24 protein-coding genes are annotated in these 26,807 nt (G+C 72.7%); 15 read left to right on the top strand and 9 right to left on the bottom strand.

Features of this window, described 5'->3' with window-relative positions:
* Positions 1-560: 560 nt before the first annotated feature.
* Entirely contained in the window at positions 561-1,550 is a 990-nt protein-coding gene (locus ACFW6B_RS35745; protein WP_386602962.1) for a malate dehydrogenase, read from the top strand.
* Positions 1,551-1,746: 196 nt separating this feature from the next.
* A complete protein-coding gene (locus tag ACFW6B_RS35740) occupies positions 1,747-2,742 on the top strand; it encodes a hypothetical protein (RefSeq protein ID WP_386602961.1) in 996 nt (331 codons plus the stop codon).
* Positions 2,743-2,757: 15 nt separating this feature from the next.
* Here the strand turns inward: ACFW6B_RS35740 and ACFW6B_RS35735 are convergent, their stop codons facing one another.
* Together ACFW6B_RS35735 and ACFW6B_RS35730 are read right to left on the bottom strand one after the other, a co-directional pair.
* On the bottom strand, positions 2,758-3,501 hold the full coding sequence (locus tag ACFW6B_RS35735) for an isocitrate lyase/phosphoenolpyruvate mutase family protein (RefSeq protein WP_386602959.1): 744 nt from the start codon (positions 3,499-3,501) through the stop codon (positions 2,758-2,760).
* Complete coding sequence (locus ACFW6B_RS35730; RefSeq protein ID WP_386602957.1) at positions 3,498-4,061, bottom strand: carboxymuconolactone decarboxylase family protein; 564 nt, start codon at positions 4,059-4,061, stop codon at positions 3,498-3,500. Before ACFW6B_RS35730 ends, ACFW6B_RS35735 begins: the two co-directional genes overlap by 4 nt.
* A 47-nt stretch (positions 4,062-4,108) precedes the next feature.
* Between ACFW6B_RS35730 and ACFW6B_RS35725 the strand changes: the two genes are divergently transcribed.
* Positions 4,109-5,500 carry a PLP-dependent aminotransferase family protein gene (locus tag ACFW6B_RS35725; RefSeq protein WP_386602955.1) on the top strand — a complete coding sequence of 464 codons (1,392 nt, stop codon included), beginning with the start codon at positions 4,109-4,111 and terminating at the stop codon, positions 5,498-5,500.
* Positions 5,501-5,552: 52 nt separating this feature from the next.
* On the opposite strand, the gene ACFW6B_RS35720 is transcribed toward ACFW6B_RS35725, so the two are convergent.
* Positions 5,553-6,407 (bottom strand): hypothetical protein, encoded by an 855-nt coding sequence (locus ACFW6B_RS35720; RefSeq protein ID WP_386602979.1) that lies wholly within the window; start codon positions 6,405-6,407, stop codon positions 5,553-5,555.
* A 132-nt stretch (positions 6,408-6,539) separates the two neighbouring features.
* Here ACFW6B_RS35720 and ACFW6B_RS35715 point away from each other — a divergent pair, with 132 nt between their 5' ends.
* Both ACFW6B_RS35715 and ACFW6B_RS35710 read left to right on the top strand, forming a co-directional pair.
* Positions 6,540-6,881 carry a hypothetical protein gene (locus ACFW6B_RS35715; protein ID WP_386602953.1) on the top strand — a complete coding sequence of 114 codons (342 nt, stop codon included), beginning with the start codon at positions 6,540-6,542 and terminating at the stop codon, positions 6,879-6,881.
* 92 nt (positions 6,882-6,973) lie between these two features.
* On the top strand, positions 6,974-8,158 hold the full coding sequence (locus ACFW6B_RS35710; RefSeq protein WP_386602951.1) for a glutathionylspermidine synthase family protein: 1,185 nt from the start codon (positions 6,974-6,976) through the stop codon (positions 8,156-8,158).
* A 93-nt stretch (positions 8,159-8,251) separates the two neighbouring features.
* Here the strand turns inward: ACFW6B_RS35710 and rocD are convergent, their stop codons facing one another.
* Positions 8,252-9,466 carry an ornithine--oxo-acid transaminase gene (gene rocD, locus ACFW6B_RS35705; RefSeq protein ID WP_386602977.1) on the bottom strand — a complete coding sequence of 405 codons (1,215 nt, stop codon included), beginning with the start codon at positions 9,464-9,466 and terminating at the stop codon, positions 8,252-8,254.
* Between the two features lie 330 nt (positions 9,467-9,796).
* On the opposite strand from rocD, the gene ACFW6B_RS35700 reads away from it, so the two are divergent.
* Positions 9,797-11,242: a glycine hydroxymethyltransferase gene (locus ACFW6B_RS35700; protein ID WP_386602949.1), complete on the top strand. Its 1,446-nt coding sequence runs from the start codon at positions 9,797-9,799 to the stop codon at positions 11,240-11,242.
* Between the two features lie 108 nt (positions 11,243-11,350).
* Here ACFW6B_RS35700 and ACFW6B_RS35695 read toward each other — a convergent pair whose 3' ends face one another.
* Positions 11,351-12,055: a hypothetical protein gene (locus ACFW6B_RS35695; protein ID WP_386602947.1), complete on the bottom strand. Its 705-nt coding sequence runs from the start codon at positions 12,053-12,055 to the stop codon at positions 11,351-11,353.
* Between the two features lie 387 nt (positions 12,056-12,442).
* Between ACFW6B_RS35695 and trpS the strand changes: the two genes are divergently transcribed.
* Both trpS and ACFW6B_RS35685 read left to right on the top strand, forming a co-directional pair.
* On the top strand, positions 12,443-13,456 hold the full coding sequence (gene trpS / locus ACFW6B_RS35690) for a tryptophan--tRNA ligase (protein WP_386602945.1): 1,014 nt from the start codon (positions 12,443-12,445) through the stop codon (positions 13,454-13,456).
* A gap of 228 nt (positions 13,457-13,684) precedes the next feature.
* The gene (locus tag ACFW6B_RS35685; RefSeq protein WP_386602942.1) at positions 13,685-14,266 is read left to right on the top strand and encodes a 2'-5' RNA ligase family protein; all 582 of its coding nucleotides are present in this window, start codon (positions 13,685-13,687) and stop codon (positions 14,264-14,266) included.
* A gap of 8 nt (positions 14,267-14,274) precedes the next feature.
* On the opposite strand, the gene ACFW6B_RS35680 is transcribed toward ACFW6B_RS35685, so the two are convergent.
* Together ACFW6B_RS35680 and ACFW6B_RS35675 are read right to left on the bottom strand one after the other, a co-directional pair.
* Positions 14,275-15,030: a decaprenylphospho-beta-D-erythro-pentofuranosid-2-ulose 2-reductase gene (locus ACFW6B_RS35680; RefSeq protein WP_386602940.1), complete on the bottom strand. Its 756-nt coding sequence runs from the start codon at positions 15,028-15,030 to the stop codon at positions 14,275-14,277.
* A 111-nt stretch (positions 15,031-15,141) separates the two neighbouring features.
* Entirely contained in the window at positions 15,142-16,491 is a 1,350-nt protein-coding gene (locus ACFW6B_RS35675; protein ID WP_386602938.1) for an FAD-binding protein, read from the bottom strand.
* 142 nt (positions 16,492-16,633) lie between these two features.
* On the opposite strand from ACFW6B_RS35675, the gene ACFW6B_RS35670 reads away from it, so the two are divergent.
* From ACFW6B_RS35670 to ACFW6B_RS35655, 4 genes are all read left to right on the top strand, one after another.
* The gene (locus ACFW6B_RS35670) at positions 16,634-17,191 is read left to right on the top strand and encodes a phosphatase PAP2 family protein (protein WP_386602935.1); all 558 of its coding nucleotides are present in this window, start codon (positions 16,634-16,636) and stop codon (positions 17,189-17,191) included.
* Complete coding sequence (locus ACFW6B_RS35665; RefSeq protein ID WP_386602934.1) at positions 17,184-18,128, top strand: decaprenyl-phosphate phosphoribosyltransferase; 945 nt, start codon at positions 17,184-17,186, stop codon at positions 18,126-18,128. Before ACFW6B_RS35670 ends, ACFW6B_RS35665 begins: the two co-directional genes overlap by 8 nt.
* A 167-nt stretch (positions 18,129-18,295) precedes the next feature.
* Positions 18,296-18,748: a GtrA family protein gene (locus tag ACFW6B_RS35660; RefSeq protein ID WP_386602974.1), complete on the top strand. Its 453-nt coding sequence runs from the start codon at positions 18,296-18,298 to the stop codon at positions 18,746-18,748.
* A complete protein-coding gene (locus tag ACFW6B_RS35655) occupies positions 18,736-19,779 on the top strand; it encodes a YihY/virulence factor BrkB family protein (protein ID WP_386602932.1) in 1,044 nt (347 codons plus the stop codon). Before ACFW6B_RS35660 ends, ACFW6B_RS35655 begins: the two co-directional genes overlap by 13 nt.
* Here ACFW6B_RS35655 and ACFW6B_RS35650 read toward each other — a convergent pair.
* The gene (locus ACFW6B_RS35650) at positions 19,733-21,067 is read right to left on the bottom strand and encodes a D-alanyl-D-alanine carboxypeptidase family protein (protein WP_386602930.1); all 1,335 of its coding nucleotides are present in this window, start codon (positions 21,065-21,067) and stop codon (positions 19,733-19,735) included. The genes ACFW6B_RS35655 and ACFW6B_RS35650 overlap by 47 nt on opposite strands.
* A 112-nt stretch (positions 21,068-21,179) precedes the next feature.
* Here ACFW6B_RS35650 and ACFW6B_RS35645 point away from each other — a divergent pair, with 112 nt between their 5' ends.
* The 3 genes from ACFW6B_RS35645 to ACFW6B_RS35635 all read left to right on the top strand — a co-directional run bounded on the left by ACFW6B_RS35645 (position 21,180) and on the right by ACFW6B_RS35635 (position 24,526).
* Positions 21,180-21,422: an SCO4848 family membrane protein gene (locus ACFW6B_RS35645; RefSeq protein WP_386602972.1), complete on the top strand. Its 243-nt coding sequence runs from the start codon at positions 21,180-21,182 to the stop codon at positions 21,420-21,422.
* A gap of 16 nt (positions 21,423-21,438) precedes the next feature.
* A complete protein-coding gene (locus ACFW6B_RS35640) occupies positions 21,439-22,824 on the top strand; it encodes a metallophosphoesterase (RefSeq protein WP_386602928.1) in 1,386 nt (461 codons plus the stop codon).
* A gap of 145 nt (positions 22,825-22,969) precedes the next feature.
* On the top strand, positions 22,970-24,526 hold the full coding sequence (locus ACFW6B_RS35635; RefSeq protein ID WP_386602926.1) for an ABC transporter substrate-binding protein: 1,557 nt from the start codon (positions 22,970-22,972) through the stop codon (positions 24,524-24,526).
* A gap of 63 nt (positions 24,527-24,589) precedes the next feature.
* Here ACFW6B_RS35635 and ACFW6B_RS35630 read toward each other — a convergent pair whose 3' ends face one another.
* Positions 24,590-26,665 (bottom strand): sulfatase-like hydrolase/transferase, encoded by a 2,076-nt coding sequence (locus tag ACFW6B_RS35630; protein ID WP_386602923.1) that lies wholly within the window; start codon positions 26,663-26,665, stop codon positions 24,590-24,592.
* Positions 26,666-26,807: the final 142 nt, after the last annotated feature.

Genomic DNA, 26,807 nt, shown 5'->3' with positions numbered 1-26,807 from the left:
GTGCCGGTACATCCGCCCGTCGCCGTTGGACGGAGATGTGACCGTCGGTGGCGACGGGCATGTGATGTACCGGCACGGCCCCTTCCGCCGGATCCCGGGTGCGGGTGCGTCGTGGTGGCTGCCCCGTTCGGTCCCGGCCGGGGAAGGTTTCAGCCCCTCCGGCGTTTGAGGAGCGGGGTCCGGGGCGGAGGGGGCGAAAAAACTTCCGGTTCGGGGGATTGAGTTGGTTGTGAGGGGGCAGGCGCGCCTCACCCCCATGGGATCCGGTGCTGTCGGGAAGGGGGAGATCCCTTCCCGGAGCCGCGGGTAACCCCTTTGGCGGTCGCCGAGTTCACCGTCTCCCGGGCCCGGCGACCGCCTGCCCGGGGGATCTGTGGGGTGGGCCACACGCACCCTGACGTCCGGCGTCCCGGATGCGCGATAGCCTGAGCGGCGGATCTCTCTTGACGCCGAGAGATCGATCATCGGAACCATTGATCGATCATTGCGGCGGTTGCACGGGGACGATCCTGCACCCGGGGCAGGGACGCCCCACCGCCAGCTGTCATACGGAGAACGCCATGACTCGCACTCCCGTGAACGTCACCGTCACCGGCGCGGCCGGCCAGATCGGTTACGCCCTGCTCTTCCGCATCGCCTCCGGCCAGTTGCTCGGCGCGGACGTGCCGGTCAAGCTGCGCCTCCTGGAGATCACGCCGGCGCTGAAGGCCGCCGAGGGCACCGCGATGGAGCTCGACGACTGCGCCTTCCCGCTCCTTCAGGGCATCGACATCACGGACGACCCGAACGTCGCCTTCGACGGCGCCAACGTCGCCCTCCTGGTGGGCGCCCGTCCGCGCACCGCGGGCATGGAGCGCGGTGACCTGCTCTCCGCCAACGGCGGTATCTTCAAGCCGCAGGGCAAGGCCATCAACGACCACGCCGCGGACGACATCAAGGTCCTCGTCGTCGGCAACCCGGCGAACACCAACGCGCTGATCGCCCAGGCCGCCGCTCCGGACGTACCCGCCGAGCGCTTCACCGCCATGACCCGTCTGGACCACAACCGCGCGCTGACCCAGCTCGCGAAGAAGACGGGCACCACGGTCGCCGACATCAAGCGTCTGACCATCTGGGGCAACCACTCGGCCACCCAGTACCCGGACATCTTCCACGCCTCGGTCGCCGGCAAGAACGCCGCCGAGGTCGTCAACGACGAGAAGTGGCTGGCGGAGGACTTCATCCCGACCGTCGCCAAGCGCGGAGCGGCGATCATCGAGGCCCGTGGCGCCTCCTCGGCCGCCTCGGCCGCCAACGCCGCCATCGACCACGTCCACACGTGGGTCAACGGCACCGCGGAGGGCGACTGGACCTCCATGGGCATCCCGTCCGACGGTTCGTACGGTGTGCCGGAGGGCCTCATCTCCTCCTTCCCCGTCACCACGAAGGACGGCCGTTACGAGATCGTCCAGGGCCTGGACATCAACGAGTTCTCCCGCACCCGCATCGACGCCTCCGTCAAGGAGCTCGTCGAGGAGCGCGAGGCGGTCCGTTCCCTCGGCCTGATCTGATCCGGCGAAGTACCTGTCGATGCCCGGGTGGTGGTCTCCACCCGGGCATCTTCGTGTTCGTGCGTACGGAAAGTACGTAGCGAACGTGTGTGCTTTGTGGCCATAAAGAGGGGTGCTGAAGGCGTAGTCCTCACTATCGTCGTCCTGTGCGGTCCGCCGGGGGGCAGGGGCGCGACAGGGGAGCGGGGGTGACGGGATGGCGCAGCGTTGGGACGCGGACCGTCGGCAATGGGTCGACGACGGTGTGGTCCAGGACGGCGTGGACGCGGGCGGGGCGCCGCCGACCGGGGACCAGTGGTGGGCGGCGGCCACTCAGGCGGGTCCGCTGCGGCCCGATCCCCCTTCGCCCGCGGGCTCCGTGCCGCCGCCGCCACCGCAGCCGCCGCACCAGCAACAGCAGCAGTGGGCCCACACCCAGCAGCAGGCCCACGCCGCCTGGTCGCACCAGCAGTCGCAGCCGCAGACGTGGCCCGGCGGCGTCGTGCCGCCCGGTGGTGGCGGTCGGCCGCACGGGCCGGGCGACTCGCGGCGGCTGCTGCTGGTGATCGTGGCCGTGGCCGTTCTGGCGGGCGGTGCGGCCGGCGGACTGTGGGCGCTGACCCGGGGCGACTCGGCGAAGCGTCCGGGGGCGAGCCCGTCCGGTCCCTCGGTCACCGCCACGGCGCCGCAGCCCGGCCCGACCCCGGACACCTCGAACGGCACCGGTGGGGAGAGCGTGTACACCGCCCCGGCCGTGACCACCGCCCCGGCGCCGACTCCCGGGTACAGCCGCTCGGTCGATCCGCTCGGCTACAGCGTGGACGTGCCGGACGGCTGGGCGCGTGAGGAGACGCAGGGCAAGCTGGCGCCCGTCGTCACCTACACGGCGCCCGGCGGCAGACGCAAGCTCATGGTGTTCGAGGTCAAGGAGACCTCCGTGACGGAGTCCTCGGCGCAGGCCCAGGCCATCGCCGAGGGGTTCAGGGGCTACCAGTACCTGGACCGGCGGACCGGCACCGGCTGGACGGAGTTCAGCTACCGCTACGACAGCAGGCAGTTCGGGGTCACCGAGACCGTCGACCACCGTTTCGAGGCCGCGGACGGTACGCCGTACGCCGTCGTCGTGAGCGGTCCGCCCGGCGGGAACATGGCCGAGCAGCTCACGACGGCCGTGAACTCCTTCTGCCCGTCCGGGTCCGCCTGCGCCACCTGAGTTCCGGTCACGGCACTAGCGCAGCCTCGCCGTGATGTCCGCCAGTGCCTCGGTCGCGCGGTGCTGCAGGCCGGGGCCGAACGTGACCCGCGTGGCGCCCAGTTCGCCCAGTTCGGCGGGAGAGGGTCCGTCGAGCCGGGCGAACACGTTCAGGGGACCCTGGATGCCGGACCGCAGCAGCGGGAGCACCCGGGCCGGGGCCCCGATCGGATACACGCAGTCCGCCCCCGCGGCGACGTACAGGGCGGCCCGCTCGACGGCCCGCCCGGGATCGCCGTCGCCGTACGCGAACACGTCGACCCGGGCGTTCACGAAGAGCCGGTCCGCCGCCGCGTCGCGCACCTCGGCCAGCCAGTCGGCGTGCCGGGCCGCGTCCTTGAGGACCCCGCCCTCGGAGTCCTCGAGGTTGCAGCCGACGGCCCCCGCCTCCAGCAGCCGTTCCACCAGTTCCCGGGGTGCCAGCCCGTAGCCGCCCTCGACGTCCGCCGACACCGGCACGTCGACCGCCCGGGCGATCCTCGCGACGGCGGCGAACATCTCCGCGGCGGGCGTCCGCCCGTCCGCGTACCCCAGCGACGCGGCCACCCCGGCGCTGGGAGTGGCGAGCGCGGGGAACCCCGCGTCCGCGAACACCCGGGCGCTCGCCGCGTCCCAGGGCCCGGGCAGCACCAGCGGATCGTCCGGCACGCGCCCGTGGTGCAGTGCCCGGAACCGGCCGGCCTCGTCCGGCCCGGCGTGCCGCCCGTCCACCGACGTCACTTGTGCGCGCCCGGCCGGTAGTGGCCGGGCACCATGCGGCAGGTCACGGCGAACCGGTTCCAGGCGTTGATCATCGTGATCGAGGCGATGAGCTGGACCAGCTCGGCGCCCTCGAAGTGCCGGGCCGCGCGCTCGTACACCTCGTCCGGCACGAAGCCTTCCGTGAGCACGGTGACGGCCTCGGTCAGCTCGATCGCGGCGATCTCCCTCTCCGTGTAGAAGTGCCGCGACTCCTCCCAGGCGCTCAGCTGGATGATCCGCTCCACGCTCTCGCCCGCCGCGAGCGCGTCCTTGGTGTGCATGTCCAGGCAGAACGCGCAGTGGTTGATCTGCGAGGCGCGGATCTTCACCAGTTCGAGGAGCACGGGGTCCACCCCGTGCCGGGCCGCCGCGTCGAGCCTGACCATCGCCTTGTAGACGTCGGGGGCGAGTTCGGCCCAGGGCAGCCGGGGCGTGTGCTCGGGCGCGTAGGGCGAGGCGGCGGGAGTGGCGGAGGCCGGGGAAGGGGTGTCCGAGGCGGGGGCCGGGGCGGGCTGCGTGATCGTGTCCTGCGTCGTCATGCGATCGACCCTACGAGGGGAGTAGCCCAGGAGTATGGTCCATTTCCATGGGGAAAACATGGGCCAGTCTGGGCGTCGACCTCCATGTCGAGCCGACCGGGTCCGGCATCCGCAAGGGGCTGACGGAGGCGCTGCGCGAGGCCGTCGGCAGCGGCAGGCTGGCCCCCGGGACCCGTCTCCCGTCCTCCCGCTCGCTCGCCGCCGACCTCGGTGTCGCCCGCAACACGGTCGCCGAGTCCTACGCCGACCTCGTCGCCGAGGGCTGGCTCACCGCACGCCAGGGCTCGGGCACGCACGTCGCCGAGCGGAGCGTCGTACGGCCGGCGCCCCGGGCCGCGCCGCGCCGCCGCGAACAGGCCCGGCCCGCCTACGACCTCGTCCCCGGCCGCCCCGACCTCGCGTCCTTCCCGCGCGCCGCCTGGCTCAAGGCCGCCCGCCGCGCCCTGGTCCGCGCCCCGCACGAGGCCCTCGGCTACGGAGACCCGCGCGGCCGCCCCGAACTGCGCACCGCCCTCGCGGGCTATCTCTCCCGCGCCCGGGGCGTGCGCGCCGACCCCGAGCGCATCGTGATCTGCTCCGGCTTCTCGGACGGACTCACGCTGCTCGGAACGGTCCTGCGGCGGCGGGGGATCCGCTCGGTCGCCGTGGAGTCGTACGGGCTGGACGTGCACTGGACGCTCCTGCACCGGTCGGGCCTGCGCACGGTCCCCCTGCCGTTCGACGAACTCGGCACCGACACCCGTGACATGACGGGCGTACGGGCCGTACTCCTCACCCCCGCCCACCAGTTCCCGATGGGCGTGCCCCTGCACCCGGACCGCCGGGCCGCCGTCGTCGCCTGGGCGCGCCGCACCGGCGGGCTCGTCCTGGACGACGACTACGACGGCGAGTTCCGCTACGACCGCCAGCCCGTCGGCGCGTTGCAGGGCCTCGACCCCGACCACGTGGTCCACCTGGGCACCGCCAGCAAGTCACTGGCGCCCGCGCTGCGCCTCGGCTGGCTGGTCCTGCCGCCGTCGCTCGTGGACGAGGTCGTCTCCCTGAAGGGGGAGGGCGGCTGGTCCACCGGGGCGCTCGACCAGCTCACCTTGGCGGAGTTCATCACCTCCGGCGCCTACGACCGTCACGTCCGCTCCGCCCGGCTGCGCTACCGGCGCCGCCGGGACGCCCTCGTCGCGGCGCTCGCCACCCGCGCGCCCGACGTGCGCGCCACCGGCATCGCGGCCGGGCTGCACGCCGTGCTCCGGCTCCCGCCGGGCACCGAGCGGTCGGTCGTCCAGGCCGCGGCCTTCCAGGGCCTGGCCGTCCACGGCCTCTCCCGCCACCGTCATCCGGACGCGCTCGTGCCGCACCGGGACGCCCTGGTCGTCGGCTATGGCACGCCGCCGGACCACGCCTGGTCGGGCGCCCTCGACGCGCTGTGCCGGGCGCTTCCCTGAAGGGGGGTGCGTGATCGAACGGGTCCACCGGGGCGCACGCGGGCCGCACGGTTCACGACGACACCGGTACGGACGGCTCCGTCGCCGGTGCCTCGCCGAACCGTGCCAGCGCCAGGGCCCCCGCCACCGCCACCGCGAAACCGAGGACCGCCAGCCAGGTCAGCCCCTCGCGGGTGCGGTCGCCCAGCCACACCACCCCCACCAGCGCGGGCCCGATGGTCTCCCCGATGACGAGACCGGCGGTGGCGGTCGTCACCGACCCCCGCTCCAGGGCCGTGGTGAGCAGCAGGAACGCGGCGCCGCCGCCGATCAGCAGCGCGTACGTCGCCGGGTTGGCCAGCAGCCCGCCCGGGTCGAGGTCGGCGATCAGCCGTACCGCCACCTCGACCACCCCGAACCCGAATCCCGCTCCGAGGCCCAGCGCGAGTGCCCGCCCCCGGTCGGGCAGCCGTCCGCCGACGAGCCCCAGCACCAGGACGGCCAGGGACGTCCCCAGCATCGCGTACTTCAACGCCGGGGACCCCGTCCGGTCCCCCTCCGTCCCGGACGCGAGCCCCAGCATCGCGAGCCCGGCGCACACCACCGCCACCGCGCCCCACTCGACCCGGCTCAGGCGCACGTGGAGCAGCCGCGAGGCGACCACCGCGGTGACGGCCAGACTCGCCGCGAGGGCCGCGCCGACCGCGTAGATCGGGATCGACCGCAGCGCGAGGATCTGGAGCACGAACCCGACCCCGTCGAGGCCCAGTCCCGCCAGATAGCGCCACTGCCGCAGCGCCCGCAGCAGCAGGACGGCCGCGCCTCCCGCCCCCTCGCCCGTCCCGCCCTCGCCCGCGGCCCGTGCGGCCATCGCCTGCAGGACCGTCGCCGTACCGAAGCAGACCGAGGCACCAAGGGCGCAGATCATTCCAAAGAGCACGAAGCGACTGTAGGGGACGGTCCCTCTTCGGGGGCCGTCGTGGACTCGCGGGACGCGGGATCTCTAATCTGTCGTCTTCAATCAAAAAGCGAACTTCAAAGAACAAACGGGGGAACGAACATGGCAGACGTACGGCGGCAACTGCGCTCGGGAACGGTCGTCCTCGGCGGCATGGGACTCCTCGCGGCGACACTCACCGCCTGCTCCTCGGACCCGGACAAGCGCTGCGTCGACCGCGACAGCTACAACGCCGCCAAGGGCTACGAGGTCGTCGCGGACAAGAACTGCAAGTCCTCCTCGGGGTCGTACCACACCGGCTGGTACTACGGCGGCGACAAGAAGAGCGGCTGGGTCGACGGCGGCTCCTTCGCCAAGCCCGGCGGCTCCGGCGGCACCGGGGGTTCGGGCGGCGGCGTCCACCGCGGCGGCTTCGGCGGCGGCGAGGGCAGCTCCGGCGGCTGACCCGCGGCCCGGGGGCCGGAGCGAGGGCCCCGGCCCCCGGCCCGCCGCCGAGACGGAGAACCCACCCGCCGAGACGGAGAACCACGCACTTCATGGAACGCCGCACCATCACCCCCCGTCCCGGCTGGCAGCAGACCGTCGAGGGGCAGGGGCTGATCTACCCCCTCACCCGCCACCCCGACGACTCCCTGCGCCCCTACTGGGACGAGAGCGCCCACTACGTCTTCTCGCTGCCCGAGGTGGAGGCGCTGGAGGAGGTCGTCGAGGAACTGCACGCCATGTGCCTGGCGGCGGCCGGCCACATCGTCGAGCGGGGGCGCTTCGCCGACCTCGGCATCGACGACCCCCGGGTCGTGGCCGCCGTATCCGAGGCCTGGCACCGGCGCGCCGAACTCCCGTCGGTCTACGGCCGCTTCGACCTGCGCTACGACGGAACGGGCCCGGCGAAACTCCTCGAGTACAACGCCGACACACCGACCTCGCTGGTCGAGGCCGCGAGCCCGCAGTGGTTCTGGATGGAGGAGCGCTTCCCCGGCGCCGACCAGTGGAACTCCCTCCACGAACGCCTCGTCGCGGCCTGGAAGAGGCAGGGCGCCCTCCTGCCGCCGGGCGGCCCGCTCTACTTCGCGCACTCCGCCGTGGACGAACTCGGCGAGGACCTGATGACGGTCGCCTACCTGAAGGAGACCGCGGAGCAGGCCGGTCTCGACACGGACTGGATCTCCATGGAGGAGATCGGCTGGGACCCCCTCTCCGGCCGCTTCGTCGACAACCGGCTCGCGTTCATCCGCAGCTGCTTCAAGCTCTACCCCTGGGAGTGGCTCACCACCGACGCGTTCGCCGGCCACGTCCTGGACACCCTCGACAACGGCGGCGGCACCGGTACGACCCTGTGGATCGAGCCCGCCTGGAAGATGCTCCTCTCCAACAAGGCGCTCCTGGCCGTCCTCTGGGAGCTCCACCCGGACCACCCGAACCTGCTCCCCGCCTACCTCGACGGCCCGCGCGAGCTGGCCCGCACGAAGGGCTACGTCGCCAAGCCCCTGCTCGGCCGAGAGGGCGCCGGTGTGACGATCCACGAGGCGGGCGCCGCTCCCGTCGTACGGGAAGAGGCCTGCTGCTACCAGGAGCTGGCGCCGCTCCCGTCCTTCGACGGCAACCGTGTCGTCCTCGGCGCCTGGGTCGTCGAGGACGAACCGGCGGGCCTCGGCATCCGGGAGTCCTCGGGACCGATCACGGACGGGTACGCCCGCTTCCTGCCCCACGTGATCCTCTAGGGCGTGTCCGCCCGCGGGTCTTCCAGGGCCCGGGGTCCGGCCCAGGTGTTCCCGGGCCCGGGGTCCGTCGCGGGTCCTCCCGGGTCCGGGGCCCTACGCCCCCAGCACGGCCCGGAACTGCGCCAGGCCCCAGTCCAGGTCCTCCTCGGAGACGACCAGCGGCGGGGCGATCCGGACGGTGACGCCGTGGGTGTCCTTGACGAGGACGCCCCGCTCCATCAGCCGCTCCGAGACCTCCCGGCCCGTGCCGTACGCGGGGGCGATGTCGACGCCCGCCCACAGGCCGCGCCCGCGCACCGCCGTGACGTGGCCGGAGTCCTTCAGCAGGCCCAGTTCCCGGTGCAGACGCTCGCCGAGCGAGGCCGCCCGCCGCTGGTACTCGCCCGTCCGCAGCATCGCGATCACCTCCAGCGCCACCGCGCAGGCCAGCGGATTCCCGCCGAAGGTCGACCCGTGCTCCCCGGGCCGGAACACCCCCAGCACCTGAGCGCTCGACACCACGGCCGACACCGGCACCACCCCGCCGCCGAGCGCCTTCCCGAGGACGTACACGTCCGGCACCACACCCTCGTGCTCGCACGCGAACGTACGGCCGGTGCGCCCCAGACCCGACTGGATCTCGTCCGCGACGAACAGCACGTTCCGCTCCCGCGTCAGCTCCCGCACGGCCGGCAGATAACCGGCCGGCGGCACCAGCACCCCCGCCTCCCCCTGGATGGGCTCCAGCAGCACGGCCACCGTGTTCTCCGTGACCGCCGCCCGCATGGCCGTCAGGTCGCCGTACGGCACGATCTCGAAGCCCGGGGTGTACGGGCCGAAGTCGGCCCGGGCCTCCGGGTCCGTCGAGAAGCTGATGACCGTCGTCGTACGCCCGTGGAAGTTGTTGCCCGCGACCACGATCTTCGCCATCTCGGCCGGGACGCCCTTGACCCGGTACCCCCACTTCCGGGCCGTCTTCACGGCGGTCTCGACCGCTTCCGCGCCGGTGTTCATCGGCAGGACCGTCTCCATGCCGCACAGCGCGGCCAGCTCCCGGCAGAAGTCCGCGAACCGGTCGTGGTGGAACGCCCGCGACGTCAGCGTCACCCGGTCCATCTGCGCCTTGGCGGCCTCGATCAGCCGCCGGTTGCCGTGGCCGAAGTTCAGCGCCGAGTATCCGGCCAGCATGTCGAGGAAGCGGCGTCCCTCGACGTCCGTCATCCAGGCCCCGTCCGCCGTCGCCACGACGACCGGCAGCGGGTGGTAGTTGTGCGCGCTGTGCGCGTCGGCCGAGGCGATGAACGCCTCCGTCGTCTCCCTGGCATCCATGGTGGTCACGGGATCTCCGTTCTCGGGCGAGCGGCACGGGGGTGGGCTCATGGCCTCTTTCCTATCGTCGCTCGCATGGTGGACCGGGGACCCCGGTGATCCGGCGCGCCCGGTAGGCTGACCGGCGGGGCCGTGACTGGCGCGCTGGGATGGGACCGACCATCGGGGAGCGGCACCCGCGCTGTGGCTTCCCGGGGCGATCCCGGACCTCCGGACGAAGAAGCAGGCCGTCCCGAGGAGCCCGGAGTGTCCGGGCGAGGAGTCGTGGCAACAAAGTGCCGTGCGCCTGGGCCGACCCGTGAACGCTGAAAGCAACGTCCGGAGGCCGTCATGTCAGAGCCCCTTTCCACCGAGTCCACCGCCTTCCGCAGCGCCCTCGACGTGATCCGGGCCGTGGAGCCCCGCGTCGCGGACGCCATCGGCCAGGAGGTCGCCGACCAGCGCGACATGCTGAAGCTGATCGCGTCCGAGAACTACGCCTCCCCGGCCACCCTCCTGGCCATGGGCAACTGGTTCAGCGACAAGTACGCCGAGGGCACCGTCGGGCGCCGCTTCTACGCGGGCTGCCGCAACGTCGACACCGTCGAGGCCCTCGCCGCCGAGCACGCCCGCGAGCTGTTCGGCGCCGAGCACGCCTACGCCCAGCCGCACTCCGGCATCGACGCCAACCTCGTCGCCTTCTGGGCCGTCCTCGCCGCCCGCGTGGAGGCCCCGGCCCTCGCGAAGGCCGGCGTCCGCAACGTCAACGACCTCACCGAGGCCGACTGGGCCGAACTGCGTCAGGCCTTCGGCAACCAGCGCATGCTCGGCATGTCCCTGGACGCCGGCGGCCACCTCACCCACGGGTTCCGCCCGAACATCTCGGGAAAGATGTTCGACCAGCGCTCGTACGGCACCGACCCGGCCACCGGTCTCATCGACTACGAGGCCCTGCGCGTCTCCGCCCGCGAGTTCAAGCCGCTGATCATCGTCGCCGGGTACTCCGCCTACCCCCGTCTGGTGAACTTCCGGATCATGCGCGAGATCGCCGACGAGGTCGGCGCCACGCTCATGGTCGACATGGCGCACTTCGCCGGCCTGGTCGCGGGCAAGGTCCTCACCGGCGACTTCGACCCGGTCCCGCACGCCCAGATCGTCACCACCACCACGCACAAGTCGCTCCGCGGCCCGCGCGGCGGCATGGTCCTGTGCGACGAGACCCTCGCCGAGCAGGTCGACCGCGGCTGCCCGATGGTCCTCGGCGGCCCGCTGCCCCACGTCATGGCCGCCAAGGCCGTCGCGCTCGCCGAGGCCCGCCGCCCGGAGTTCCGCGACTACGCCCAGGCCGTCGTCGACAACTCCCGCGCCCTGGCCGAGGGCCTGATGCGCCGGGGCGCCACCCTGGTCACCGGCGGCACCGACAACCACCTCAACCTCATCGACGTCGCCTCCTCCTACGGCCTGACGGGCCGCCAGGCCGAGTCCGCGCTGCTGGACTCGGGCATCGTCACCAACCGCAACGCGATCCCCGCCGACCCGAACGGCGCCTGGTACACCTCCGGCATCCGCATCGGAACCCCCGCGCTGACCACCCGCGGTCTCGGCGCGACCGAGATGGACGAGATCGCCGGTCTGATCGACCGGGTCCTGACCGCCGCCGAGGCGGGCACCACCGCCAAGGGCGCCCCGTCCAAGGCGCAGCACGTCCTGGACGCGAAGATCTCCGACGAGATCGCCCACCGCGCGAGCGACCTGCTCACCGGCTTCCCGCTCTACCCGGAGATCGACCTCGGCTGACCCGCCGCACCGGGGCCGGATCCGTCCGGCCCCGGGACCGGACGGATCGTGAGCCGTCCGGCGCGAGGCGACCGGGCCGGACGGCGCCGGACGATCGGCGCCGTCCGGTCAGCAGACCTCGACCAGTTCCTGGCGCGGCTCCCGCAGTGGCTCGGTGTTCACGCGCCGGACCGTCGCGCGGCGGACGAACCACGTGGCCCCGACGCCCAGGGCCAGGCCCGCGGCGAGTCCGGGGACCGCCCACGCCGCCGGGTCGAGCGCCACCCGGACGGCGGAGGTGGGCGATCCGGAGCCGAAGAGCTTTCCTTCCTTCAGCAGCTCGGCGAACACCGAGAGCGGCGCCCGGTGCCAGCGGAAGTCGCCGCCCACCAGGTCGGGAGCCAGATTCGACCGCACCCACGGCGCGCCGTCCGCGGTGAGGAACACCTGGTCCTGGCGCTCGATGCTGACGTCACCCCCGGGATTTGTGACCCCCCAGATCACCGTGACCTGGGGAGCGGGGAGGCGGCCGTCCGCCCACTCGTCGGGCGTCTTCTTCGGCCCCGTGTACCGGGGCGACAGAAGCCGCCACAGCCGTCCGAAATCCGGATCGCCGCTGTGCATGGTGGTCGGCAGTCCCGTGTCACCGGCGACGGTGAGGACGATGTCCGGGCTGTCGCCCGAGGAGCTCTGCGCGGTGTTCCCGGCGCTCTCCCGGACCGCCGGTGCGACCGCCGCCGGGTCGGCCAGGGCGGCCGGTGCCACCGACACCGCCGCCGCGGCGGTCGCGCCCAACGCCCCCACCACCGTGACCAGTTCACGAAGCCCGCGCATGGAATTCCCAACCGGCCGACGCAGAGCCGGCCCGCACATCGTTGTGCCAATTTCTGGGTACGCCGACGGACCCGCCGGGGTTCCCCTCGACGGCGACGTCCGAGCAGCGCTCCGCCCTTTCCGAATCCGGTTACCGGGCGGTCCGGCATTTCTAAGCGTTCGCGCACCTCGAAAACACCCCCTCGGGCCGGAACGTCACCTCACCGTTGCACTTCGATGACGGCGAGTGTTCGAAAGCCGCTCAGGTGAGCGAAATCGTCACCGTCTGTGCCGATCGGCCGGAGATCCGGAGGGTGCGGTTCCGGGTCCGCGGCGCCGTCCCGCCCGTGTCCCGTCTCTTTCCGGCCAGTTCCGGAGCCGGGCCCCGCACCTGAGAGAATGGTGAACATGGCCTCTGACAGTCCTCGCGTGCTCTCCGGAATCCAGCCCACGGCAGGCTCGTTCCACCTCGGCAACTACCTCGGCGCCGTCCGCCAGTGGGTGGCGCTCCAGGAGTCCCACGACGCGTTCTACATGGTCGTCGACCTGCACGCGATCACGGTTCCCCAGGACCCCGCGGACCTCCGGGCCAACACCCGGCTCGCCGCCGCGCAGCTCCTCGCCGCCGGTCTCGATCCCGAGCGCTGCACGCTCTTCGTCCAGAGCCATGTCCCCGAGCACGCGCAGCTCGCCTGGGTGATGAACTGCCTCACCGGTTTCGGCGAGGCATCCCGCATGACCCAGTTCAAGGACAAGTCCGCCAGGCAGGGCGCCGACCGCGCGAGCGTCGGCCTCTTCACGTACCCGGTCCTCCAGGTCGCGGACATCCTGCTGTACCAGGCCCACGAGGTCCCGGTCGGCGAGGACCAGCGCCAGCACATCGAGCTGACCCGTGACCTCGCGGAGCGCTTCAACGGCCGCTTCGGCGACACGTTCAGGATCCCCAAGCCGTACATCCTCAAGGAGACGGCGAAGATCTTCGACCTCCAGGACCCGTCGATCAAGATGAGCAAGTCGGCCTCGACGCCGAAGGGGCTCATCAACCTGCTCGACGACCCGAAGGTCACCGCGAAGAAGGTCAAGAGCGCGGTCACCGACACGGACACCGTCATCCGGTACGACGCGGAGAACAAGCCGGGCGTCAGCAACCTCCTCACCATCTACTCCACCCTCACCGGCACGTCGGTCGCCGCGCTGGAGCAGGAGTACGAGGGCAAGATGTACGGCGCGCTGAAGACGGACCTCGCCGAGGTCATGGTCGACTTCGTGACGCCGTTCCGGGAGCGCACCCAGCAGTACCTGGACGACCCGGAGACGCTGGACTCGATCCTGGCCAAGGGCGCCGAGAAGGCGCGCGCCGTCGCCGCGGAGACGCTCTCCCAGGCGTACGAGCGGGTCGGGTTCCTGCCCGCCAAGCACTGACGGCCGGGGCCGGCCGCCCTGTCGGCGGCCCTGCCCGCCCGTCCGTCGGACGACGGCACGGCCCCTACCACATCACCTTCGGCAGTCAGTACGAGACGAGCGCGACACTCCCGCGACGGCCGATTGCGGGTCGTACCGCCGTACAGTCGAAAGCCGGGGGCCGAGCGATCGCCCCCCGTGCGCAGCACCACCGAACAGCCCTGACCATCGACAACGACAGGAGACGACGTGGGGACCGTAACGATCGGCGTGTCGATCGCGGTTCCGGAGCCTCACGGCAGCCTGCTCCAGGAGCGGCGCGCGGGCTTCGGTGATCCCGCGGCCTGCTGCATTCCCACCCACGTCACCCTGCTGCCGCCGACCGAGGTCGAGGAAGCGGCGCTGCCCGCGATCGAGGCGCACCTCGTCGAGGTCGCATCCGCCGGGCGCCCGTTCCCGATGCGGCTGTCCGGCACGGGCACCTTCCGCCCCATGTCACCGGTCGTGTTCGTCAGGGTCGCCGAGGGCGCGGAGTCCTGCACCCGGCTCCAGAACCAGGTCCGGGACACCTCGGGGCCCGTCGCCCGCGAGCTCCAGTTCCCGTACCACCCGCACGTCACCGTGGCGCACGGCATCGACGAGGCGGCCATGGACCACGCCTTCGAGGCGCTCTCCGACTACGAGGCCGGGTGGCCCTGCACCGGGTTCGCGCTCTACGAGCAGGGCGCCGACGGCGTGTGGCGCAAGCTCCGCGAGTTCGCCTTCGGCGGCGCCGTGGTGCCCCCGCAGGCCACCTCGCCCGAGCGGGACACCACGCTCCCGGCGCTCTGAGGGCCGTCTCAGACCGGCAGCCGCCTGAACACCGCCCGGGGCGTGTGCCGGAGCGCCGACATGACCATCCGCAGGACCCCCGGGACCCACACCGTCTCGGAGCGGCGCCTCAGCCCCAGCTCGATCGCCTCGGCCACCGCCTCCGGGGTGGTCGACAGCGGCACCTCCGGCAGATGGGCCGTCATCCGCGTGCGCACGAATCCGGGACGTACGACCATGACGTGCGCCCCCGTGCCGTGCAGGGCGTCGCCCAGACCCTGCGCGAAGGCGTCCAGACCCGCCTTGCTGGAGCCGTAGATGAAGTTCGAGCGGCGGGCCCGTTCGCCCGCGACCGAGGACAGCACCACCAGGGAACCGTGCCCCTGCGCCTGCAACGCCCGCGCGCACACCAGGCCCGAGGACACCGCGCCCGTGTAGTTGGTCTGCGCGACCCGGACCGCGGCTGCCGGCTCCTTCTCGTCCCGGGACTGGTCGCCGAGCACCCCGAAGGCCATCAGCACCATGTCGATGTCACCCTCGGCGAAGACCTTGCCGAGCACGGTCTCGTGGGACTCGGGGTCGAGGGCGTCGAAGGCGAGGGTGCGGACGTCGGCGCCGAGCCCGCGCAGCCGCCCGGCCGCCTCCTCCAGCGCGGGCACCGGCCGTCCGGCGAGCCACACCGTGCGGGTGCGCCGGGTGATCATCCGGCGCGCGGTGGCCAGCGCGATCTCGGACGTGCCGCCGAGGACCAGCAGGGACTGGGGGAATCCGAAGGCGTCCTTCATGACAGCTAGCTCCTAGAGACGGGAAACCGGAGGGGCGTGCGGAAGCGGGCGCTCCGCGGGCCGGGTGCGGGCCGGGTGCGGCCCGGGCGCGGGTGAACGGCGCGGGTTCTCCTACAGACCGAGGCGGCGGGACAGGTCCGAGGTGAAGACTCCCCGCGGGTCGAGCTCCCGGCGCAGCGACCGGAACGCGCCGAGCCGCGGATACATGACGTCCAGCAGTTCGGGCCGCAGCCGGGCGTCCTTGGCGAGGTACACGCGCCCTCCGGCGCCCGCCACCTCCTCGTCCAGCTCGTCGAGGAAGGCGCCGAGGCCCGGCAGGCCCGCCGGGATGTCCAGGGCCAGGGTCCAGCCGGGCACGGGGAAGGACAGCCAGCCCGGATCGCCCTCCCCGAAGCGCTTCAGGACGGCGAGGAAGGACGGGCAGCGGCGTTCGGAGATGCGCCGCACGATCCGGCGCAGGGTCTCCTCCCGCCCGTGTCCGACGACGAACTGGTACTGGACGAAGCCGCCGCGCCCGTAGACCCGGTTCCAGTGCGGCACTCCGTCGAGGGGGTGGAAGAAGGCCGGGATCGGCTGGAGTTCACCGGTCCGCGCGCGGGGCGCCTTGCGGTACCAGAGCTCGTTGAAGAGGCCCACCGTCGTCCGCCCGAGGAGTCCCTCCGGCACGAAGCCGGGGGCGGCCGGCAGACGCGACGGGCGGAACGCCAGCGGATGCCGCCGGGCCCGCGGGGGCAGCGCGTCCAGCGGCGCGTGGTCGCCGCGGGTCAGGACCGAGCGCCCCGTCCCCGCTCCGCGCGCGAGGAGGTCGATCCAGGCGACCGAGTAGCGGTACCGGTGGTCGGTGGCGGTGAGACGGGCCATCAGGTCGTCCAGGTCCACCGCGCGTTCGGTGTCGACGGACATCAGGGCGCTCTCCACCGGCTGGAGACGGACGGTCGCCGTCAGGATCACACCGGTCAGGCCCATGCCGCCCGCCGTGGCGTCGAACAGCGGGGTGCCGCGCCCGACCGTCCTGATCTCGCCGTCCGCCGTCAGGAGCTCGAAGGACAGGACGTGCCGGGCGAAGGAGCCGGACACGTGGTGGTTCTTGCCGTGGATGTCCGCGCCGATCGCGCCGCCCACGGTCACGTAGCGGGTCCCCGGGGTCACCGGCACGAACCAGCCGAGGGGGAGCAGGACCTCCATGAGCCGGTGCAGGGACACCCCCGCGTCGCACAGGACCGTGCCGCCGTCCGCGTCGACGGCGTGGATCCGGTCGAGGCCCGTCATGTCGAGCACCGCCCCGCCGGCGTTCTGCGCGGCGTCGCCGTAGGCCCGTCCGAGCCCCCGGGCGATCCCGCCCCGCGCCCCGCACTCCCGGACGGCGGCCGCCGCCTCCCCGTAGGTGCGCGGGCGGACCATACGGGCGGTGGTCGGGGCGGTGCGGCCCCAACCCGTGACGGAGACGGAGTCGGCAGGCATGCCCGTGACCGTAGCGCCGCCCGGGGTACGCGACGGGGCGATTCGCCCTGCGCTCCCGGCTCCTCACCGAAATGGGTGATTAAGGGGATGTCGTCCAAGATTGCCGTAATTCCGCGGCCGCTCCCTAGGAGAGTGGCATCACATGGACGACCTTGACGACCGTGACGCGACGGATCGGCGGCCCGACGGCGCGGACCGTCCACCGGACGGCATGGACCGGCGGCTGCTGTCCGCGCTCCACGCGTACGGCGGGAACCCGCGCGTGGCGGCCGCCGCGCGCGCCCTGTCCTGGAGCGGGGAGCACGGCGCACTGTGGCTCGCCGCGGGGCTCGCCGGGGCGGCGGCCGACCGCGGGCGGCGCGGCGCGTGGCTGCGCGCGACGGCGCTCACCGCCGGCGCGCACCTCGCGAGCATGGGGGTGAAACGGATCGTGCGCCGTCCGCGTCCCCCGCACGTGGCACCCCGGGTGCGCACGGCCGGACGGCACTCCTTCCCCAGCTCGCACGCGGCCTCCTCCGCCGCCGCGGCGGTGGCCTACGGCACGCTCGGCGCGTACGCCGTCCCGCCGCTCGCCGCCGCGATGTGCCTCTCCCGCCTCGTCGTCGGCGTCCACTACCCCACGGACGTCGCCGCCGGCGCCGCCCTGGGCGCGGCGGCGGCCGGACTGGGCGCCCGCTGGATCGGGGCCGGCCATGGCTGAGCGCACGGCGCTCCTGGAACGCGCCCCGGTCCTCGCCCCGCCGCCGCGGAGCCTGGCCGGACTGCTGCGGGGCCTCGTCAGGACCGCGCGCCCCCGGCAGTGGGTGAAGAACGTGCTCGTCGTGGCCGCCCCGGCCGCCGCGGGACGCCTCTTCTCGCAGCACGCCGCCAGTCAGATCGTCCTGGTCTTCGTCCTGTTCACGGCCTGCGCCGCCGCGGTGTACCTGATCAACGACGCCAGGGACGCCGCCGCCGACCGCGCCCACCCCGTGAAGCGCCACCGGCCCGTCGCCGCGGGCCAGGTCCCCGTCCCGGTCGCGTACGCCGTCGGCGGCACCCTCGGGGTCCTCGCGCCCGCGGCCGCCGCCTGGCTCTGCTCGGCCCCCGTCTGCGCGCTGCTGACCGCGTACCTCGGCATGCAACTCGCCTACTGCGTCAGCCTGAAGCACGTGCTCGTCGTGGACCTCGTCGTCGTCACGACCGGGTTCCTGATGCGGGCCGTGATCGGCGGACTCGCCCTCGGCATCCCGCTCTCGCGCTGGTTCCTCATCACCACCGGTTTCGGGGCGCTGTTCATGGTCTCGGCGAAGCGCTACTCCGAAGCCGTGCAGATGGCCGGGAAATCGGGCGCCACGCGAGCGCTGCTCACCGAGTACACGACCGGCTACCTGCGTTTCGTCTGGCAGCTCGCCGCCGGGGTCTCCGTCCTCGGCTACTGCCTGTGGGCCCTGGAGGAGGGCGGGGTGCCGAGCGCCGGACTGCTGCCGTGGCGTCAGCTCTCCATGGTCGCCTTCATCCTGGCGGTCCTGCGCTACGCGGTCTTCGCCGACCGGGGCACGGCGGGCGAACCGGAGGACGTGGTCCTGCGCGACCGGCCGCTCGCCCTCATCGGACTGGTGTGGCTGGCGATGTACGGGCTCGCCGTGGCGAACTGGTGAGCAGCGCCGGGCACCGGCCGGGACCCGGCGTCCTCGCCGGCCACGGGACGGACGCCCGGGCCGCCGCCCCAGGACCGGTGGCGGCCTCGGCCTCGACCTCGGAGGCGGGCTCGGCTTCGGCCTCCGGCTCGGTCTCGGCCGGGGTTTCGGCGGCGGGCTCCGGCCCGGTGGCGGCCCCGGACGAGGTCCGCCCCCGGCGCCGGTTTCTGCGGGAGCTCCTCGGGTTCGCCGCGGTCGGCGCCCTCGCCTACGCGGCCGACCTCGGCCTTTTCCTCTGGCTCCGCGGCCCGGTGGGCCTCGGCCCGCTGACGGCCAAGGCGCTGTCCTTCCTCGCGGGCTGCTCGGTGGCGTACGCCGGGAACGCCCTCGGCACCTACCGGCACGCGGCGGTCCGGGGCCCGCGCCCGTACCTGGTCTTCTTCGCGGTGAACGTCGCGGGCGCGCTGGTGCAGCTGCTGTGCATCGCCGTCAGCCACTACGGCCTCGGGTTCACCTCACCGCGCGCGGACACCGTCTCGGGGGCGGGAGCAGGCATGGCACTCGCCACGGTCCTGCGTTTCTGGGGTACACGGTCACTGGTTTTCCGAAGCGAGGGCAGAGTCGGATCATGGACTGGCTGAAGAGGATTCCCGGCGTGGGCCCCTGGGTCGTACGCCTGACGGCCACGCACGCGTGGCGGTCGTACGAGCGGCTGGACCGCGTGAAGTGGACGCGGCTCGCCGCGGCGATGACCTTCATCAGCTTCGTGGCGCTGTTCCCGCTGCTCACCGTGGCGGCGGCGATCGCCGCCGCCACGCTCAGCACCGAGCAGCAGAAGGACCTTCAGGACAAGCTCGCCGAGCAGGTGCCGGGCATCTCCGACCAGCTCGACATCAACGGCCTCGTCCAGAACGCCGGCACGATCGGGCTCGTCGCCGGTGCCCTGCTGCTGGTCACCGGCATCAGCTGGGTCGGCTCCATGCGGGAGTGCCTGCGCGTGGTCTGGGAGCTGCCCGACGACGAGGAGAACCCCGTCCTGCGCAAGATCAAGGACGGGGGAGTCCTCGTCGGTCTCGGCGGCGCGCTGCTCCTCACCATCGGCGTCTCCACCCTCGCGTCCACGGCGATGGGCTGGTCGGCCCGGCAGGTGGGCCTCGACGAGCACGGCTGGGGGAGCACCCTCCTCCGGGTCGTCGCCTTCGCCGTCGCCGTGCTCGCCGGCTTCCTGGTCCTGCTGTACGTCCTCACGCTGCTGCCCGGTGTCGAGCCGCCGCGCCGCCGGCTGATCGTCGCGGCACTGATCGGCGCCGTCGGGTTCGAGCTGCTCAAGATACTGCTCAGCGGCTACATGCGGGGTGTGGCGTCGAAGAGCATGTACGGGGCCTTCGGGGTGCCGATCGCGCTGCTCCTGTGGATCAACTTCACCTCGAAACTGCTCCTGTACTCCGCCGCCTGGACGGCGACACCGGGCGAGGGGCGGGACCGGGAGGCGGAGGGCGACGGCGGGCCCGCGGCACCGGACGGACCGGACGGCTCGCGGGAGCCGTCCGGCCCGGGGGCCCGCGGGGACGCGGGGGCCACGAGGAGCACGAGGAGCACGAGGCGGGACCCCGGGCCCGGGACGGTCAGCGGCGGCGGCGCACCAGGTCCGGCAGCGGCCAGCGCCGGTTGACCAGGAAGGCGCCCCCCGCGAGCAGGGCGAGGAGGCCGCCGGTCAGACCGAGCGCGATGCCGATGCCGCTCGAACCCCCCTTGCCGGTGGCGGTGGAGGCCGCCACCGGCTTGGGGGAGGCGTGCGCGGCGCCCGCGCCGGGGCTCGCCCCGTCCGAGGCGTTCGCGCCCGGTCGGGCGGTGCTGTCCACGCCCTTGGGCGCGACCAGTTCGCCCACCGGCTGGACCTTGCCCGCGGCCTGGAAGCCCCAGTCGAGCAGCTGCGCGGCCTCCTTGTAGACCGCGTTGTGCTCCTTCTTCTCCGGGTTCATGACCGTGACGAGCAGCACCTTGCCGCCGCGCTCGGCGACACCGGTGAAGGTGGCGCCCGCGTGGGTGGTGTTGCCGTTCTTCACCCCCGCGATGCCCTGGTACGGGGTGATGTCGCTGTCACCGGACAGCAGCCGGTTGGTGTTGCGGATCTCGACGGACGCGCGGCCGGACGTGCCCTTCTTGTTCCCGGCCGCCGCACCGGGGAACGTGGCCCGCACCGTCGAGCAGTACTCCCGGAAGTCCTTCTTCTGGAGTCCCGACCGGGCGAACAGCGTCAGGTCGTAGGCCGACGACACCTGGCCCCTGGCGTCGTAGCCGTCCGGGCTCACCACGTGCGTGTCGAGGGCCTGGAGGTCGTCCGCGTGCTGCTGCATGTCCTCGACCGTCTCGGGGACGCCGCCGTTCATCGCGGACAGCACGTGCACGGCGTCGTTGCCGGACTTCAGGAAGACGCCGAGCCACAGGTCGTGGACGGTGTACGTCCGGTTCGCCTTTATGCCCACCAGGCTGGAGTCCGCGCCGACGCCCGCCAGTTCGGAGGCGGCCACCTTGTGCGAGGTGGTCCTCGGGAACTTGGGCAGCACCGTGTCGGCGAACAGCATCTTCAGGGTGCTCGCCGGGGGCAGCCGCCAGTGCGCGTTGTGCGCGGCCAGGACGTCACCGGACTCGGCGTCGGCGACGATCCAGGAACGGGCGCTGATGTCCGCGGGCAGGACGGGGGCGCCGCCGCCGAGGTCCACCTGGTTGCCGGGCCGGCCGAGCCGCTCGCCGCCGAGGCTCGACATGTTCGCCGGGGGAGTGGCCGACGGGGAGGCCGGGGAAGAGGGCGACGGGGAGGTCGAGGGGCTTGCCGTCGGGCTCGCCGTCGGGCTCGCGTCGACGGTGTCGGCGAACGCGGGCGCGGTGACGGAAAGGGTCAGCAAAGTGGCGGAAGTGATCAACAAGGATCGCTGAATGGTCTTCTTCGAGGCGGGCACGATCGAGAAAGTACAGGGGTTGTGGCGGGAATTCCCGCCACCGTTCGGGGGAGCCGCTTCGCCCTCTCCACCCCGGCGCCGGACCACGGTGGGCGACGGCGATACTGAACGCATGAAGCTCAGCCGCCCCGTGTCCTGGTTCCTGCTCGCCTTCGGGGCGTGGAGCTGGGTCATTTGGGTCACTTTCGCTAAGAATCTCTGGGAAGACGCCAGTGGACTCGCGTTCGACGACGCGGGTGATCCGACGGCGTACTTCTGGGTGCACCTGACGCTCGCCGTCGTGTCGTTTGTCCTTGGGACGGTCATCGGGGTCATCGGGTTGCGCGGCGTACGCGCTTTGCGCCAGACGTCATAACGGGGGATACGGCGTCATGGTCATCTTGTTCGTGTTGGTAGGCCTGAGCGTGCTGGCCGTGCTCTTCGGGATGCACTGGTACGCCTGGCGCAGGCTGGTGCGCGACACCACGAGCGGGCCCGGACCGGCCCGCCGACTGGGCACGGCCGTCTTCGTCGCCGCGCCGCTGCTGACGGTGGGCGCCCTCGCGAGCGAGCGCGCGGACGCTCCCTTCTGGCTGCAGCGCACCCTGTCCTGGCCCGGGTTCCTGTGGATGCCGCTGGGCCTCTACCTCGTACTGGCGCTGCTGGCAGGGGAGTCGGTGCGGCCGCTCCTGCGGTGGGCCGACGGGCGCCGGACGGCCCGGCGACCGGGGGCCGATGGGGCCGAGGGGGCCGGGGCCCCCGCGGCGGCCGAGGGCGCGGAGCCGCGCGAGAGCGTGCGGTCCGCCTCCGGCGCGGCACCCGCGCGGAAGACGCGGTCCGAACCCGCGGAGCCGGTGGCCCCGGTGGAGCCGGTGGCCCCGGTGGAACCGGCCGGATCGACGGGGCCCGCGGACGGCGAGGAACCCGCCGGACCGGCGAAGGCCGTCCCCGCGCCGTCGCGGCGCCTGTTCGTCTCGCGGGTCGTGGGAGGCGCGGCCGCGGCCGTCGCCGTGGGGACCGTCGGCCACGGGACGTACGGCGTGCTGCGCGGACCCGGGGTGAAGCGGGTCACCGTACCGCTCGCCAGACTGCCCCGGTCCGCCCACGGCTTCCGGATCGCCGTCGTGAGCGACATCCACCTCGGGCCGCTGCTCGGACGCGGATTCGCGCAGAAGGTCGTCGACACGATCAACTCCACCCAGCCCGACCTGATCGCCGTCGTCGGCGACCTGGTCGACGGCAGCGTGAAGAACCTCGGCCCCGCCGCCGCGCCGCTCGCCGGTCTGCGCGCCCGGCACGGGTCCTACTTCGTCACCGGGAACCACGAGTACTTCTCCGGAGCCGAGCAGTGGCTCCAGGAGGTACGGGAACTGGGCATCCGCCCCCTGGAGAACGCGCGGACCGAGCTGCCCGCGTTCGACCTCGCCGGTGTGAACGACCTGCGGGGCGAGAGCGAGGGGCAGGGCCCCGACTTCGGCAAGGCGCTCGGAGACCGCGACAAAGCGCGGGCCTGTGTGCTGCTCGCCCACCAACCGGTGCAGATCCATGAAGCGGTACGCCACGGAGTCGACCTCCAGTTGTCCGGACACACCCACGGCGGACAGCTCTGGCCGGGCAGCCTCGTCGCGGCCGCCGCCAACCCGACGGTCGCCGGCCTGGAGCGTTACGGCGACACCCAGCTCTTCGTCTCCCGGGGGGCGGGAGCCTGGGGGCCGCCGACCCGGGTCGGCGCTCCCTCGGACATCACGGTCGTCGAGCTGGCCTCGCGCGAAGCCTGAGAGTCCCCTGTGAAGAGGGGTGGAAAAGATCATTTTCGTCGGCCGTGAGCACTCTTCCCGATTCGCTTCCCCGTGCGAAACTCCTGTGGTTAGGTGATCCGCGTCACTGAGGGAGTTGCGTGCGGGGCGCCTGGGGAGGGCACCGATGCGATCGGTTCGCTTATGGATTCCGGCGATGGTGCTCGTGGTGGCGGGCACGGCCCTGGCCGGCCGGCAGCTCCTGCCGGCCACGGGGAACGGCAACCGCACCATCACGGTGGGGACGACGGACGCCGTCACCTCGCTCGATCCGGCCGGTGCCTACGACGCCGGATCCTGGGCCCTGTTCGGCAACGTCTTCCAGTCGCTGCTGACCATCGAGCCCGGCGGCGCCAAGCCCGTCCCGGACGCCGCCGAGAGCTGCGCGTTCACCGGCACGGGGCTGCGCACGTACCGCTGCACACTCCGTGACGACCTGACGTTCGCGAGCGGGCGCACGATGACCGCCGCGGACGTGAAGTTCTCCTTCGACCGCGTCAAGCGCATCGACGACGCGGTCGGGCCGGCCTCCCTCCTCTCCGGCCTGGCCGACGTGGACGCGAGCGGCCGGACCGTCACCTTCCGTCTGTCCTCGCCCGACGCGACCTTCCCGTTCAAGCTGGCGACCGGCGCCGGATCGATCGTCGACAGCACCCGCTACCCCCGGCGCAGCCTGCGCACCGGCTTCGGCGCCGACGGCACGGGACCCTACGTCCTGAAGACGTACGCGCCGGGCGCGAAGGCCGTCCTCGAACCCAACCCCCGCTACAAGGGCGCCGTCGACGACCTCGGCAGGCCCGTCGTGCTGCGCTACTACGCCAACTCGGAGGCCCTGCAGGCCGCCTGGCGGGCCAAGGACCTCGACGTCGTGGCGCGCCAGCTCCCGCCCGCCGCGCTCGCCGCGCTCTCGCCGAGCGACCCCGCGCAACGCGTCACGGAGGCCGACAGCGCCGAGACCCGCAACCTCGTCCTCGACGTGCGCGAGGGCTCGCCGCTGCACGACCGGCGCGTCCGGCAGGCCCTCGCCTCGCTGGTCGACCGCGAGAGGCTGGTCGACCGGACGTACCGGGGGACCACCGACGCGCTGTACGGGCTGATCCCGGCGGGGATCACCGGGCACTCCACCTCGTTCTTCGACACCTATCCGAACCCGGACCCCGAGAAGGCACGGGCCCTGCTGGCCGAGGCCGGGGTCTCGCCGCCCGTGCGCTTCACCTACGGGTTCGCCGAGGGACGGGGAGCCGCGGGCGAGGAGGCGGCCGAGCTGGAGTGGCAGCTGGAGACGGGCGGACTGTTCGAGGTGACGACCCGGGGATACGAGTGGACCGAGTTCCAGAAGAAGTACGCGGAGGGCGGGCTGGACGCCTGGGCGGTCGGCTGGGTCGCCGACTATCCCGACGCGGACACCTTCGGCGCGTCGCTCGTCGGCACCGGCAACAGCATGAAGAACGGCTACAGCGACAAGAACGTCGACCGTCTGATCGAGGAGACCCGGCGGGACGCCGACCGGAGCCGTACGGCGGACGCGTTCCGGCGGCTCCAGACACAGGTCGCGCGGGACGTCCCGCTGATCCCCCTGTGGCAGCGCAAGGACTACGTCATCAGCAGCGAGGACGTCGGCGGCGGCCAGTACCTGTCCGACGGGACCGGCGTCTTCCGCCTCTGGCGACTGAGCTGGCTGTGACGGCGGCCGGGGGGGCCCGGGGGGCGGGGGCCCCCCGACGCCACGGCGGTACGCAGCCACGCCCTAGGGGCGCGGAGTGGATCCGTACGCCGTCAGGAAGCGGTCGCGGAACGAGCTCATCTTCCACACCGGGGCGTCGTGCCCGGGCCGCAGGCCGTCCGTCCAGCCCCAGTCGGCGATCTTGTCGAGCACCGCGGGGTCCTTGGCGACGATCGAGACGGGCACGTCACGGCTGGCGTGGGCGCCGCTGACCCGGGCCATCGGCTGGTGGTCCCCGAGGAAGACCAGCACGGTGTTCTCGTTGCCGTGCTTCACCAGGTGGTCGATCAGGCTCGTCACCGAGTACGAGATCGCCTTGCCGTACTCCACCTTCGACTTCCGCGAGCTGGTGATGATGCCGCCGGGCTTCTTGCCGGCCTTCTCGATCGCGTCGTAGACCGAGCCGTCGCCGACCTGGTCCTCGGGGACCGTCCGGGGGATGGGCGCCCAGGGCTGGTGGCTGGAGGTCAGGATGATCGTCGACATCAGCGGCTTGTCGTGCTTCCTGCCGTGCACCAGGCGCTCGAACGCGGCCAGGGCGTACTGGTCGGGCATGGGCGACCAGCTGAACTTCGGCCCCTCGTAGCCGAGGTGGAAGGCGTCGTAGACCTTGTCGATGCCGTAGAACTTCTGCTCGGGCCAGCCCTTCTGGACGCCCGGCATGATGCCCACGGTGTCGTAGTCGCCGGTCTTCTTGAAGGCGCTGATCAGGGTGAGGTGGTCGCCGGCGGTCACGGTGCGGTAGCGCTGCTGGTTGCTGATCCACAGGCCCGACAGGAACGTCGAGTGACCGAGCCAGCTGTTGCCGCCGTACGTCGCCGAGGTGAGCCAGCCGCTCTTCGCCGCGAAACCGGCCCGGGTCAGCTTGCTGTTCTCCGCGGTCAGGGTCGCCTCGACGCCCGGTGCGACGACCGGGTCCTCGACGGCGCTGCGGCCGTAGCTCTCTATGAACGTGATGATCATGTCCTTGCCGCGCAGATCGGTGAGCAGTTCACCGGGCGGCGTGTTCGCGAAGACGTCCTTCTTGGAGATCCGGACGAACTCGGCCTCGTCCCGCAGGGTCTTCCGCACCCGCGCCGCCCGGTCCTGGACGACCAGCGCGACGTGCTCGGAGGCGATGGGCACGCCCGTGTACTGCACGCCGAGCGTCGCGCAGGTGACCCAGGCCATCGCCAGGACCAGTGTCGTGCGGGTCGCGATCGCGGTGTTCCGGGCCACCAGGTCGCCCAGCCGGACGACCGACAGCGTCATGAGGACGAGTATCGCGATCACGAGCGCCACGGCCAGCGCCGCGATGCCGAGCGCGCCGCCGTGGCCGAACGTGTCCTCCAGGTAGGCCTGCGTGTCGCGGAACAGGGGCCAGTCGAGGACGAGGTTGAAGCCCCGTCCGAGGTATTCGTTGAAGCCGATGTCGAGGATGTTCAGGACGGTCAGCACACCCAGGACCAGCCCGGCGAGCGCCGACAGCGCGATCCGGGGCCGGCGGGGCAGGACGATCAGCAGCGCGGCGCCGAAGACGGCCTCCACCGGTATCCGCAGGAATTCGGCCGGCCGGAACTCGTCCGCCCGGCTCGGCATGAGCAGCGCGAACAGGACGAACGCGGCGGCGGCGAGGGTCGTCGTCCGGGCGAGGGCGCGGGCGGCGACGGGGTGCCGGTCCCGCCACCCGCTCCCCCCACCGGGCACGGGCGGCTCGTCTCCCGGCGGCACCTCCCCGCCGGCCGTGTCCTCGCCGACCGGGTTCCCGCCGGCCGCGTCCCCGGCGGCCGTACCGGGGGCGTCCGGGGCGTCGGAGGCGTCCTCGGGCGAGGACGTGACCGCCTCCGCGTCGGTCCCGTCGGGTGCTTCGGCCCCGGCCGGGTCGGCGGCCGTCCCGCTGTCGGTCCCGTCGGCGTCCGCTCCTTCACCGGGGACGGCTTCCGCCGGGGTCTCCTCCGGCTCGCCGCAACGGAGCGGGGCGGCCCCCTCGGCCGCGGTGACGTCGGGGGCCGACCCGGCCGCTGCCCCTCCCTCACCCGGGGCGGCGGCGTCCTCGTCCGGGCCGGTGCCGGAACCGGTGTCCGTGTTCGGCAGCTGTCGAGAGCTCGTGTTGAACGACAACCCGGCGGTCCTTCCGTGCGGTGCGCGCTGGTGGCGTGGCGAGCCGGTCAAAAGCGACCGAAGCGCCCTCGTCGTGGTGTACGGGGCCGCGGCAGCCCGTGTTCAACCGCCTCGGTCAGCTTCTGCCCAAGCCTGTTTCCGC

It is taken from the genome of Streptomyces sp. NPDC058751 (assembly GCF_042746485.1).
Classification (GTDB): domain Bacteria; phylum Actinomycetota; class Actinomycetes; order Streptomycetales; family Streptomycetaceae; genus Streptomyces.
The sequence above is the reverse complement of the archived record's forward strand: the minus strand, read 5'-3'. Positions and strand labels throughout refer to the sequence as shown.